The following is a 12,024-nucleotide window of genomic DNA, read 5'->3' on the forward strand; positions in this document are numbered from 1 at the left end:
AAGAAGCATCGAACAGCGGTTTGGCCTGGAGTCTCGCCATGAGACTCCAGCGCCGCCAGCACACGCCTGGCGGCGTGACACGCGCAAGGGGCGCAATGCCCCGCGCGTTCTTACAGATAGCTGCACACGTAGTCGAGCGTGTCGATCACGTCGATGTCGAAGCGGCTCTTGCCGGGCACCGAAAACGATTCGCCCGCGCCGTACGTCTTCCACTCGTCGCTGCCTTCCAGGCGAATCCGGCATTGCCCGGCTTGCACTTCCATCAGTTCCGGCGCGTCCGTGCCGAAGTTAAGCGCACCGGGCAAGATCACGCCCAGCGTCTTGCGCGTGCCGTCGGCGAAAAGAACGGTGTGCGAAACACACTTGCCGTCGAAATAGACATTGGCTCGTTTGATAACGGAAACCTGATCGAATTGCGTTGCGGCCGTCATGGCTGTTCCTATGAGTCGTCGTGAAGGGATACGTGGGCGCCGAGCTTGTGCTGCATGGCTTTCGGTCAGCGCGCAAGCCCGCCATCATACAGGCCGCCGGCGTGGCGCAATGTCAGCGCGGCATGACACGAACGTGTCACTCGATGTCACTCGACCTTGCGCCAGCGGCCGGAATCCGGGCACACCGTGACGCGCTCGCCGTTCAGCAGAACTTCTTCAGTATCTTGCGGCTGGCGCATTGAAGGCGCGACGTCGAAGATCACGTCGAGTGCGCGAGCGACGTGGGCGTCTTCAATGGGAAGCTCCCATGTCAGGAATATCTGCACGCAATCCTGATCCGGCGCGAAGTCCACCGCATCGAAACCGCTGCTGCCGCGCCGGATCACGCCATGAGGCTGGCCGGTATCGAATAGCACGGCCGTTCCTCGCGTCAACGGAATACGGTGACCTGTCGCGGCGAAATGCAGATCGAGCCCCTTGTCTTCGCTCAGGAACAGGTTGCAAAACGCCGAGCCGCCGTATTGCGCGGCGTCGTGGTGATACCTCGCGCCACGGCAGGCCATGAGCTCGATGTCGCCGGATGCGAGCACCTCGTGCAGGCCGAGCGAGCGCGTCCAATCCGACATGGCCTGCACGCAGCGTGCGTAGTCCGGCCAGCGCATCAGCGTTCGCGCGAGCGGCATCTGCTCGACGTCGCCCGGCTCCAGATCCATGCGCGACGAGGTTTCCCTTTCCCAATCGGCAAGGAGACGCAGAGGCGGCACGGGCACGTCGACGACGCCTGAGCGCACGATGTCGCTGACGCGTCGAGTGCGAATGGCGTCGCCGTTCGAGAAGTAGGAAGTCAGCATGTCTGGCACGCGGTGCCGCGAAAAGGACGAATGAACTGGCGCATTGTAGCGATTCCAGCGCATCGGCCCGCGCCGCGGCTACAGCACCCAGCGCCAGATGCCTGCGGCCCAGCCCGCGAGCGGAATATGAGCCCAGGTCGCGACGAGCCAGACGACGAGGCCGCCCAGCAGCGCGTGCAGTCCGAACCCGCCGAGCCGCGCGCGACCGGCGACGATCGCCGCGAATGGCCAATAGCTCGTCTTCGCCTCCCATGCGGGCCAGAGGTCGGGCTGGAGGCGCTCTTTCTTGCGATCCTGCAATGCCGCGCCGACGAGCGCGAGCACGATGATCGCCACCGCGACGATGATGTTCTTGCCGACCGGAAACACGGCGGCATGGCATAGACCCCACAGTGCGAAGGCCCACATCATCGGATGGCGCGTCACGGCGAACACGCCGCGCGCGGCGTCCGGAAACGCGCCGGGGCGGCCGCCCGTGGGAAGCGCCGGATTGCGGATCAACGAGCCCAGCAGAAGGATGGACGCGATCAGCATGACCACCGTCGCAAGGGCCCAGAGGGCGTCTCCTACCGGCCATAGCGATGCTGTCAGCGGGGCGCGCCCGTAGGCCACGATCAGCCAGCCGAGCGTCACGAACGCAACCAGCGAATACACGCCCTGAAAACCCCTTTCGCCGATGGCACGGACCAAAGGCCCGCGCAACGGATGAGACAACACGAAGTGAGTGCCCACGAAGGCGACTGCCGCTGCCGCGACTGCGTTGGTGCTTTCCATTGGATTGGCTCCTTCAGTCATGCCGTCGGCGTGGCAGGTTCGCTCGTTCGCTCGTTTGCGAAGGTGCGCGTAGAGACAGGGACGACGCAGCGGCAAGATGAAGATTACTACGTCGTGAGATGCAGGAGCCAGGTTGATGATCGAAGCGCGCCGCGACTGCGTCCAGTTCGACAATCGCTGTAACAACGAACAAGCCGGACCAAGCCGCCCATATTTCTCGGTCCGCGCGATGGCCGGTCTCATCGTGTTTCTTGCGTCACGGCTTCGGCGCAAGATTAGCGGTTCGCTTCGGCCTCGGTCCCGTGCCATTCGCGCATCATCGCGGCGACTTCCTCGCCGAGCCACTCGCGAAACAGAATGTACTCGGGGCGAAGTTTCGCGTTTTTATGCGTGATCAGATAGTGATGGCGGTCGTGGAATTCGAGCGCGTTCTGCACCGGCCGAATGAGTATCCCCTGTTCCACCTGGCGATGAACGAGGTGATGCCAGCCGAGCAACGTGCCCTCGCCGGCTTCGGCTTGCGAGACGAGAAGCCGATAATCGTTGCTCTCCAGATGTTCGTTTTCGACGAGCCTCTGCGTGCCGTCTCCTTGCTGAAACCAGTTTCGCCACACGGACCAGTCCACATGCTCGCAAATCTGCGAACGTCCCAACAAGGAGAGATTCAATGTGGCGTGCGATAGAAGATCAAGCGGCTTCACGGCCTTGCCGCAAAAATGGCGCTCGTGAAAAGACCGGCTGCACACGGGATACACCACGTCGTGAAAGAGCGGCTCGACATCGTATTCCGCCTCGCGCGGCGGATTTTTGGTGATGATGATGTCGTGCTCCATCAGATCGTCGAGATCCATGAACTGCTCGGTCACCATGATGTGCAATCTGATGTCGGGGAATCGCTTGCGAAAAGCAGGCAATCTGAACGACAACCACAGCGCCGAGAAAGTGTGCGTGACACAAATGGTCAGCGCGTGCTTGTCGGTCCGGCGCACCGCCTGGGCCGCCTCGGCGATATTCATGATCGACAGATACGACGCGTTGTACAGAATGCGCCCCGCGTCGGTGAGCGCGATGTGCCTGCCGGTCCGTTCGAACAGCGCGACTTCCAGCGAGTCTTCAAGCTCCTTGATTTGTCGGCTGATTGCGGCCTGCGTCACGCACAGCACTTCTGCCGCCTGGGTGAAGCTTTCATATCGCGCGGCCGTGACAAAGCATTTCAGCGCGCGCAATGACGGCATCTGAGCGAGTAGCCGGTCGGCAAACACCTGTTTCTTTTGCATGGCTTTCACCTGTGAAGCGGACCCGTCCGGTAGGCCTGAAGACGGCCCCGTTGACGCTGCGCATTGCCCCGTGACAATGCGTCGACCGCGCGCGAGCGGACGCTCTTGCGCGAACTAGTTTGCGAGTGTTCTGGAAAGCTGGCAAGAGTCGACAACCCGAGGACGCGAGACGCCCGGCTGCTATCCGCCCCTATATCTGTTCGACATCGCGGCTTGCCATGCGCGTGCTTCGAGTGCTTCGAGTGCAACGCAGGGCGTAGCCACGGCTCCGAACGATCACAATGAAGCCGCTTATGACGCGGTACTGAAATGCGACGACCCGGCTTCAACAGCCGGGCCGCGCGTTCTGCTGGAGCGTCGGTGGATCCAAAAACAGGCCTAGTCGAGTTTCAACCAGGTGGTCTTCAGTTCGCAATACTGGTCGTGCGCGTACACGGATTTGTCACGGCCGCCGAAGCCCGATTGCCCGAAGCCGCCAAACGGCGTCGAGAGGTCGCCTTCGCCGAAGCAGTTCACCGTCACCGTGCCCGCGCGGATGCGCCCGGCAATCTTGTGAGCGTGATTGACGTTGTCGGTCCAGAGCGAGGCGGCGAGACCATAGCAGGTGTCGTTGGCGATCCGCACGGCGTCGTCGATATCCGCGTATTCGATCACGCAAACCACCGGCCCAAAGACTTCTTCGCGAGCAATGCTCATCTCCGGCGTGACGTTATCGAAAATGGTCGGCTCGACGAACCAGCCCCCCGTTTCCGCGCGCGAGGCCTTGCCGCCGCACACGAGGCGCGCGCCTTCCGCCTTCGCTTTCTCGATGTGAGCCAGCACCTTCTCGTAATGCTTCTCTTCGATCAGCGAGCCGAGCTTGACGTCCGGGTCCAGCGGGTCGCCCGTTTTCCAGCCTTCGAGCACCGCCTGCATTTTTTCGAGCAACGTCGCCTTCAACGCAGACGCCACGAGAATGCGCGAGCCCGCGCTGCAGTTTTCGCCCATGTTCCAGAAGGCGGCAGCGACGGCCTGTTCCGCGACCGCATCCAGATTCGCGACGTCCGGCAGCACGACTTGCGGATTCTTGCCGCCGCATTCGAGCACGACCCGCTTGAGGTTCGTGTCGGCGGAGTAGTGCAGGAACCGCTTGCCGGTTTCGGTGGAACCGGTGAAGGCGACCAGATCCACGTCGGCGTGACGGCCCAGTGCCTGGCCCGCGCTGTCGCCAAAGCCCGTCACCACGCTGAAGACGCCGGCGGGCACGCCGGCTTGCGCCGCGAGATCGGCGATGCGCAGCGTGGACAGCGAAGTCTGCTCGGCCGGCTTCACAATCACGCTGTTGCCGACGGAAAGCGCCGGGCCGATCTTCCAGGCCAGCATCAGCGCCGGGAAATTCCACGGCAGCACCGCGCCCACCACGCCGATCGGCTCACGCGTGATCATGCTCACCACGCCCGCGCCCGAAGGCGACAGCGCGTCGTAGCGCTTGTCGGTCACTTCCGCATGCCAGCGGATGCACGCCGCCGACTCGGGAATGTCCAGTCCCATGCATTCGCTGATCGGTTTGCCCGCCTCGAGCGCCTCCAGCAGCGCCAGCTCCTCGGCGTTTTCGTCGATCAGTTGCGCGAGCCGCAACAGCACGGCTTTGCGCTGCGCCGGCGCGGCCTTCGACCACACGCCGGACTCGAACGCATCCCGCGCCGCGACGACCGCCCGGTCGACGTCTTTGGTATCGCACTTCGCGATGTCGGCCAGCACTTTCCCCGTCGACGGGTTCAACGTGCCGAACGTTTCATTCGATGCCGCCGGACATCGTTGTCCGGCAATGAACGCGCGCCCGTCGAGCGACAGGGTTTCTGCTTTCTGCTTCCATTCCTGATAGGTCGTCATGTCCTGTCCTCAAAGGTTCAAAGCTCGGCGCCAGCCGAAAATTCCTTCATCCAGATAGCCGCGGTCACGGCGACATCGGCGATGGGGCGCACCGGCAGCGAGCGCGGATGCGGCTGATTCAGAAGCTGGCGAATCAGCTCGTTGTCCTGGCCGAGTGCGTATTCGGCGATGAGCTTGCCGGATGCGGACCCACGGCTGAGACCCAGACCATTGCATCCGACGGCTTCGAAAACGCCGTCGTCGCGACGCCCGAAAAGTGCTCCGTTGTTCACCGACAAACACAGCGGGCCGCCCCACGTGTACTCCAGCGTCACGTCCTTCAGCATCGGAAAGCGCCGGTCGAACGAGCGGCGATGCAGACTCTTCGCCTTCGCGAGATCGGCCTGCGAGACTTCGAGGCTCGGCCGAAACGCGAAGTGATTACGAACGCAGATGCGGTCTGTGATCAGACGCCGGATGGTCGAGCCCATCGGGTCGGCGGGAATCAGCGACCACGAGCGCGTGCCGCCGAGGCGGCGCGCTTCGTCCGGCGTCATCACGCGCGTCATCGAAGCAAACGTGTACACCGGCAAGAGACCATTCGGATGGCCGCCGAAGGTCGCCGCATACGCATTGGTGCAGAGAATGACGCGCTTCGCGACGAGCTTGCCGCCCGCGAAGGAGAGAACCTTGTTGACGCCCTGGTCCTCGATGCCCTTCACCGCACTCATTTCGAACACCTTAACGTTTTCCGGCAGGCTCGCGGCGAGCCCCCGCATGAGCGCCGCCGGCTGGACCGTGCTGCATCCGGGCGTGAACAGCGCGCCCTCGTAGAAATCCGTGCCGGTGACTTTCGCGATCGCGGCCTCGTCGAGCCATTCGAAACTTTCGTCGATGCGGGCGAGACCGTCGGCGAAATGCGCCAGTGCCGTGTGTCCCTTCCTGTTCACCGAGGCGTGAAATTTGCCCTCGTCCCGCCAGTCGCAGTCGATGCCATGCTGCTTCACCGCCGAGCGCACATAGTCGATGCCGTGACGCTGCAAACGCACATCGGCCTTGTCCGCTTCCACACTTCGCGAGTAGCTTTCGCTGCTGATGTCGTGCGGCAAATCGACGAAGAATCCGGAATTTCGACCGGCCGTGGTGCGCCCAATCCGGTCTGCTTCCACCAGCGCAATGGCCGCGTCGGGCGCGAGTTCTGCAAGGCGCCGGGCGGTGCACAGCCCGGTAATGCCGCCGCCGACGACGACCCAGTCAAAGCGCTGTTCAGACGCCACGCTATTCGCGGACGCTGCCGGCGGCAGGCTCTCCCACCATCCGTTGACACCGTCCGGAGCGGGGAAACGCACGAATTCCAGATTCGAGGCCATGAAAGCTTACTGAGCGTTGCGCAACATGGGTTGAACGAGCTTCGCGAATGCGCCGCGCTCTTCTTCGGTGAGCGTGCCAAGCGGCGCACGCGCGACGCCTACAGGTGCACCCGCCAGCTCGCATCCGTAGCGAACGTATTGAATGAATTTGCCGCTGCGTTCGAGCAGTTCGAGCACCGGCAGCAGTTGCGCCATCAGCTTGCGGCCAGTTGCAAAGTCGCCTTGCTTCACGCACGCGTCGAGCAGCGCCGTGTGCGCTTCGGGCAGGAAGTTGGACGCCGCGCCGACCCAGCTTCTCGCGCCCCACACGAAGAATTCGAGCGCCTGATCGTCCATCCCGCAGCTCAGCACGAGCCTGTCGCCGAAGTGCGTGGCGAGGTGATGCAGATGCGAGATGTCGCCGGTGCTTTCCTTCATCGCGGCGAAGTTCGGACGCTCAAGCAGTTTAGCGAGGACGTCGTCGCTGATTTCAGTTCCCGTGCGTGCCGGGAAGTTGTACAGCATGATCGGCATGTCGAGGCTGTCGTCCACCTTCAGCATGTGGTTCAGCAACTCTTCCTGCGTGGGCTGCGCATAGTACGGCGTGGCGAGCAGCAACGCGGACAAGCCCGCGCGCTTCGCTTCCTGACCGAGGCGGATCACTTCTTTCGTGGTCGTCGCATTGATGCCGGCCGTCAGATACGTCTTGCCGCCTGCCGCCTCGGCCACCGTGTTGAAGGTCGCGACGCGCTCGTCGAAGCTCAACGCATAGTATTCGCCCGTGGTGCCGCCGATCCCGAGGCCCGCGACGCGTCCCGCGAGATTCGCGGCGTGCTTGCCGAGCAGGTCATGATTGATCTCGCCGTCCGCGTTGAACGGCGTGACCAACGGTGTGTGTACTCCCTCGAAGCTCATGATGGTTCTCTCTTCAATAAACGGTCGATGTGGTTAAACAAGCGCATCCGAGTGCGAGTAGATCGGGAACTGGCTGCATAGATCGCGCACGCGGCCACGCACCGCGCGCTCCACGCGCTCATCGCCGTCGGGTTGCTGTTCGAGTGCGGACAGGACTTCGAGAATCATGTGACCAACCTGCTCGAACTGCTCCGTGCCGAAGCCGCGCGTCGTTCCCGCAGGCGTGCCGAGACGGATGCCCGAGGTCACGGTCGGGTTCTGCGTGTCGAACGGAATGCCGTTCTTGTTGCACGTGATGCCCGCGCGCTCCAGCGCCTTTTCAGCCTGCGTGCCGGTGAGCCGCTTCGAGCGCAAATCGACCAGCAGCAAGTGGTTGTCCGTGCCGCCTGTCACGAGGTTCACGCCGCCCGACTTCAGCACGTTGCCGAGCGCCTGCGCGTTACGCAGCACCTGGTCGATATACGCGGTGAACTCGGGGCGCAGCGCTTCGCCAAACGCAACCGCCTTGCCCGCGATGACATGCATGAGCGGACCGCCCTGCAGCCCCGGAAAGACAGCGGAATTGATCTTCTTCGCGATGTCGCCGTTGTTCGTGAGGATGAACCCGCCTCGCGGCCCACGCAGCGTCTTGTGCGTGGTGGACGTCACGACATCGGCGAATCGCACGGGGTTCTCGTGCCGGCCCGCCGCGACAATGCCCGCGATGTGCGCCATGTCCACCATCAACAGCGCGCCGACGCTATCCGCGATTTCGCGGAACGCGGCGAAATCCAGCGCGCGCGGATAAGCCGAATAGCCCGCGATCATCAGCTTCGGACGATGCTCTTCGGCGAGCCGGCGCACCTGCTCGTAGTCGATGCGATAGGTGTCGGGACTCACGCCGTATTGCACGGCGTTGAACCACTTGCCCGACAGCGCGGGGCGCGCGCCGTGCGTCAGGTGGCCGCCGGCGTCGAGCGACATGCCCATCACCGTTTCACCCGGCTTCACGAGCGCGAGCATCACGGCGCCGTTGGCCTGCGCACCGGAATGCGGCTGCACGTTGGCGTATTCGGCTTCGAATAGCGCCTTCACGCGGTCGATGGCGAGCGCCTCGATTCGATCGACGTGCTCGCAGCCGCCGTAATAGCGCTTCGACGGATAACCCTCGGCATACTTGTTGGTCAACACGGTGCCTTGTGCTTCCATCACCGCTGCCGAGACTATGTTTTCCGACGCAATCAGTTCAATCTGCGTTTGCTGCCGGCGCAGTTCCAACGCAATTTCCGATGCGATGACGGGGTCGCGGCCCTGAAGGGTTTCAGAAAAAAAGCGTGCGTTCTCGTTCACGTGGTCACTCCGGATGAAATCGTGTGAAGCATGTCTTTCGACTTACTGCTGCAGCCAGGCCTTCACCTTTTCCGGGTGTGCCTCGACGAATTTCTTCGCTGCGGTCGCGTAGTCGTTAGTGCTGTTGCCTTCGAACTCGATCGACTCGACGTCGGCGAGCGTCAGCTTGAAGTTCTTGAAGAAGACGTCCGCGCGCGGAAACTTGCTGGCGAACTGTTTGGATGCGAAAGCGTGGACCTGTTCTTCACCGCCTAACGTGCCCTTCGGGTCCTTGAGGTAGCGCATCTGCCACTTCTGGAACAGCCAGTGAGGGCTCCAGACCGTCGCCACGATCCATTGCTTCGACTGATAGGCGCGCGAGACGCCCGCGAGCATGCCCGCCTCGCTCGACGATTGCAGGTTGTAACCCTTGAGGTCGTAGGCCTTGATCGTCTTTTCGGACGCTTGCATCAGACCGCCGCCGGGTTCGATACCCTGAACGGTGCCGTTCAGCTTGCTCTTGACGTCCGGCTTCTCCAGATCGGAAATCGTCGAAACCTGCGACTCGGGCACATAGGCCGGCACGGCCCAGCCGTTCTTGCCGCCGGTATAGATGACGCCGACGTCGTCCATGTCGTTCTTGTAGCGCGCGTAATACGCCGCATGCGTCACCGGCAGCCAGCCGCCCACCATGATGTCCAGGTCGCCGCGCGCCACGCCCTGATACTGGATGCCGATATCGGCCTGAACGAATTGAACCGGCTGCTTGAGGTCGGTCTCGAGAACATACTTGGCGACGTTGGCGACGGCCAGCACGTCCGCCCAGTTCGTCACCGCCATCTTGATCGGCTCGGCGGCGCAAGCCGACCCGGCGCCGACGGCAACAGCAGCCGAGACCGCGATTCTCACAGCAAGCGATTTAAACAGATTGCTTTTCATGTCGGACTCCTACCTGATTATAAGTTTCGTGAAAATTCGACGACCGCCGCGATGTAGCGTGTCGGGTCTCCAAACTCCGTACCGCTTCCGGCGATGACGCCGCAACTGCGCGGCGCCTCGCCAACCTTCAGTCAGGTGCGCGCCGCCGCACCTGCACCCGCTTTCGATGTGCGCGCGCCTGCTTTGACTTTCTTCGACTTCACACCAAAGCTCTCCGTCAGACGGTCGAGCACAATGGCCAGCAGCACCACGCCGAGGCCGCCTTCGAAGCCGATGCCGATGTCGAGCCGCTGAATGCCGCTCAGCACATATTCACCGAGGCCGCCTGCGCCGATCATCGATGCGACCACCACCATCGAAAGCGCCATCATGATGGTCTGATTCACGCCGGCCATGATCGAAGGCAGTGCGTTCGGCAACTGGATCTTCCACAGAAGCTGCGAATCCGTGCTGCCGAAAGAGCGCCCTGCTTCCAGCAACTCTTCGCGAACCTGCTTGATGCCTAACGTGGTGAGGCGCACGACGGGCGGCATCGCGAACACAATGGTGGCGATCACCGCGGGAACGCGGCCCAATCCGAACAGAATCACCGCGGGAATCAGGTACACGAAGGCGGGCATCGTCTGCATGAAATCGAGCAGCGAGCGCAGCACCACCTCGACGCGCTTGTTGCGCGCGCCCCAGATGCCGAGCGGCACGCCGATCACCAGACTGAAGACCGTTGCGGCCACAACGAGCGCCAGCGTCGAGACGGTTTGCGCCCACAGTCCCATGTAATGAATGGTGAGCAGAGCAATGCCGACGAAGGCCGAGAACACCACGCCGCGCCGCCACAACGCGAGCGCCATGAGGATCACGAGCATGGCGACGAATGGCACGGCGGCAAGCCCGTCTTCGAGTAGCTTGACCACCGCGCCGAGCGCGGCGGAGAAAGCATCGAAGCCGCCCCGGAAATGCTGAAAGAGAAAATTGACCGCGTTTTCCGCAAACTTTCCGATGATCGACGAGTTCATGCTGCTCTCCGTTCCATAACCTGCTTGAGTATCGTTCGGCAGGACACGATGCCTGCGAGCTTCCCGGCCGAGTCGGTGACCGGCACATCGTGTTCCTGGCTCAACGCGATGGAGGCCAGCTGATGCAGATCGGCTTCGAGAGAAACAGCATTCACGTCGCGCACGAGTGCCTCGCGCACCGGTCGCGCGCCCGCCTTGTGCAACGATGCCGGCGTGACGCAGCCTTCGTATCGGCCTGCGCCGTCGCAGACATAGCCGCATTCCATGCCACTGTCGATGAGCTGATTCAAATAGCGCTCGGCAGGCGTGCCGATGTCGCACGAAATCAGCCCTCGATCGACGCGCGTCATGAGACTCGACGCCTTGAGAAAGCGCGACACGTCGACGTTGCGGAAGAAGTCCCGCACATAAGCATCGACGGGCGACTGGATGAGTTCGGCCGGCGTGCCGACCTGAATCAGGCAACCGTCCTTCATGATGCCGATGCGCCCGCCGATCTTGACCGCTTCTTCGATGTCGTGCGAAATGAAGACGATGGTCCGCTGCTCTTCCTTCTGAAGCCGCAGAAGCTCGTTCTGCATTTCAAAGCGAATCAGCGGATCGAGTGCGGAAAACGCCTCGTCCATCAGGAGCACTGACGGGTTGACGGCAAGCGCGCGAGCAAGACCGACCCGCTGCTGCATGCCGCCCGACAGCTCGCTCGGCAGCAGCTTCTCATAAGAACCGAGGCCGACGCGCGTGAGCGCGGCGCGCGCCACTTCGTAGCGCTCGGCTTTCTTCTGTCCGGCGACTTCGAGTCCGTACGCGATGTTGTCGATCACCGAGCGGTTGGGCAAAAGCGCGAACGACTGGAACACCATCGCCATCTTCTTGCGACGCACTTCGCGCAATTCGACTGTCGACATAGGAGCGATGTCGCGGTCTTCGAGAATCACCTGGCCTGACGTGGGTTCGATCAAGCGGTTCAGCAAGCGAACCAGCGTCGATTTGCCGGAGCCCGAGAGACCCATGACAACGAAGATTTCGCCGGCCTTGACGCTCAGACTCACGTCGTTGACCGCGACCATGTTGCCGGTCTGCTCGAAAATCTCATTACGGCCAAGGCCTTGCTTCACAAGCTCGGCAGCGCGTTGAGGCTTCGGTCCGAATATTTTCGACAGGTTTCTGACTGTCAGAATATCGGTCCCGGCAACCGCAACGGATTTCTTTACCGAGGAAACGTCTTCCGCATTCACCGCGGTCGGAGGGAGCACGCCTTCAGGCGCGAATGTCAGGTTTGGGGCCATTCTGTCATCCCAACTGGCAAGTTCAGGAAC

11 protein-coding genes are annotated in these 12,024 nt (G+C 62.4%); all 11 read right to left on the reverse strand.

What is annotated here, in order from left to right; translation table 11 throughout:
* Positions 1-110: 110 nt before the first annotated feature.
* On the reverse strand, positions 111-431 hold the full coding sequence (ppnP, locus tag VOM14_RS26340) for a pyrimidine/purine nucleoside phosphorylase (RefSeq protein ID WP_074288437.1): 321 nt from the start codon (positions 429-431) through the stop codon (positions 111-113).
* A gap of 146 nt (positions 432-577) precedes the next feature.
* Entirely contained in the window at positions 578-1,282 is a 705-nt protein-coding gene (locus VOM14_RS26345; protein ID WP_327631667.1) for a hypothetical protein, read from the reverse strand.
* Positions 1,283-1,360: 78 nt separating this feature from the next.
* A complete protein-coding gene (locus VOM14_RS26350; RefSeq protein WP_327631668.1) occupies positions 1,361-2,056 on the reverse strand; it encodes an NnrU family protein in 696 nt (231 codons plus the stop codon).
* Positions 2,057-2,331: 275 nt separating this feature from the next.
* Positions 2,332-3,333 (reverse strand): LysR substrate-binding domain-containing protein, encoded by a 1,002-nt coding sequence (locus tag VOM14_RS26355; protein ID WP_327631669.1) that lies wholly within the window; start codon positions 3,331-3,333, stop codon positions 2,332-2,334.
* Positions 3,334-3,711: 378 nt separating this feature from the next.
* On the reverse strand, positions 3,712-5,205 hold the full coding sequence (locus VOM14_RS26360) for an aldehyde dehydrogenase (RefSeq protein WP_327631670.1): 1,494 nt from the start codon (positions 5,203-5,205) through the stop codon (positions 3,712-3,714).
* A gap of 17 nt (positions 5,206-5,222) precedes the next feature.
* The gene (locus VOM14_RS26365) at positions 5,223-6,554 is read right to left on the reverse strand and encodes an NAD(P)/FAD-dependent oxidoreductase (RefSeq protein ID WP_327631671.1); all 1,332 of its coding nucleotides are present in this window, start codon (positions 6,552-6,554) and stop codon (positions 5,223-5,225) included.
* Between the two features lie 6 nt (positions 6,555-6,560).
* Positions 6,561-7,448: a dihydrodipicolinate synthase family protein gene (locus VOM14_RS26370; RefSeq protein WP_327631672.1), complete on the reverse strand. Its 888-nt coding sequence runs from the start codon at positions 7,446-7,448 to the stop codon at positions 6,561-6,563.
* 33 nt (positions 7,449-7,481) lie between these two features.
* Positions 7,482-8,777: a serine hydroxymethyltransferase gene (gene glyA, locus VOM14_RS26375; protein ID WP_327631673.1), complete on the reverse strand. Its 1,296-nt coding sequence runs from the start codon at positions 8,775-8,777 to the stop codon at positions 7,482-7,484.
* A 42-nt stretch (positions 8,778-8,819) separates the two neighbouring features.
* Positions 8,820-9,695: a glycine betaine ABC transporter substrate-binding protein gene (locus VOM14_RS26380; RefSeq protein WP_327631674.1), complete on the reverse strand. Its 876-nt coding sequence runs from the start codon at positions 9,693-9,695 to the stop codon at positions 8,820-8,822.
* Between the two features lie 131 nt (positions 9,696-9,826).
* Positions 9,827-10,708, reverse strand: a complete 882-nt coding sequence (locus VOM14_RS26385) for an ABC transporter permease (protein ID WP_327631675.1) — start codon at positions 10,706-10,708, stop codon at positions 9,827-9,829.
* Entirely contained in the window at positions 10,705-11,994 is a 1,290-nt protein-coding gene (locus tag VOM14_RS26390; RefSeq protein WP_327631676.1) for a quaternary amine ABC transporter ATP-binding protein, read from the reverse strand. The genes VOM14_RS26385 and VOM14_RS26390 overlap by 4 nt, the downstream gene beginning before the upstream one ends.
* Positions 11,995-12,024 lie beyond the last annotated feature (30 nt).

Source organism: Paraburkholderia sp. MPAMCS5, from assembly GCF_036016995.1.
Lineage (GTDB): Bacteria > Pseudomonadota > Gammaproteobacteria > Burkholderiales > Burkholderiaceae > Paraburkholderia.

Excerpts from the sequence above, each read along its gene's own strand:
- ppnP (WP_074288437.1), bottom strand. The coding sequence starts at position 431 with ATGACGGCCGCAACGCAATTCGATCAGGTTTCCGTTATCAAACGAGCC.
- VOM14_RS26345 (WP_327631667.1), bottom strand. The coding sequence starts at position 1,282 with ATGCTGACTTCCTACTTCTCGAACGGCGACGCCATTCGCACTCGACGC.
- VOM14_RS26360 (WP_327631670.1), bottom strand. The coding sequence starts at position 5,205 with ATGACGACCTATCAGGAATGGAAGCAGAAAGCAGAAACCCTGTCGCTC.
- VOM14_RS26385 (WP_327631675.1), bottom strand. The coding sequence starts at position 10,708 with ATGAACTCGTCGATCATCGGAAAGTTTGCGGAAAACGCGGTCAATTTT.
- VOM14_RS26355 (WP_327631669.1), bottom strand. The coding sequence starts at position 3,333 with ATGCAAAAGAAACAGGTGTTTGCCGACCGGCTACTCGCTCAGATGCCG.
- VOM14_RS26350 (WP_327631668.1), bottom strand. The coding sequence starts at position 2,056 with ATGGAAAGCACCAACGCAGTCGCGGCAGCGGCAGTCGCCTTCGTGGGC.
- VOM14_RS26380 (WP_327631674.1), bottom strand. The coding sequence starts at position 9,695 with ATGAAAAGCAATCTGTTTAAATCGCTTGCTGTGAGAATCGCGGTCTCG.
- VOM14_RS26390 (WP_327631676.1), bottom strand. The coding sequence starts at position 11,994 with ATGGCCCCAAACCTGACATTCGCGCCTGAAGGCGTGCTCCCTCCGACC.
- VOM14_RS26365 (WP_327631671.1), bottom strand. The coding sequence starts at position 6,554 with ATGGCCTCGAATCTGGAATTCGTGCGTTTCCCCGCTCCGGACGGTGTC.
- VOM14_RS26370 (WP_327631672.1), bottom strand. The coding sequence starts at position 7,448 with ATGAGCTTCGAGGGAGTACACACACCGTTGGTCACGCCGTTCAACGCG.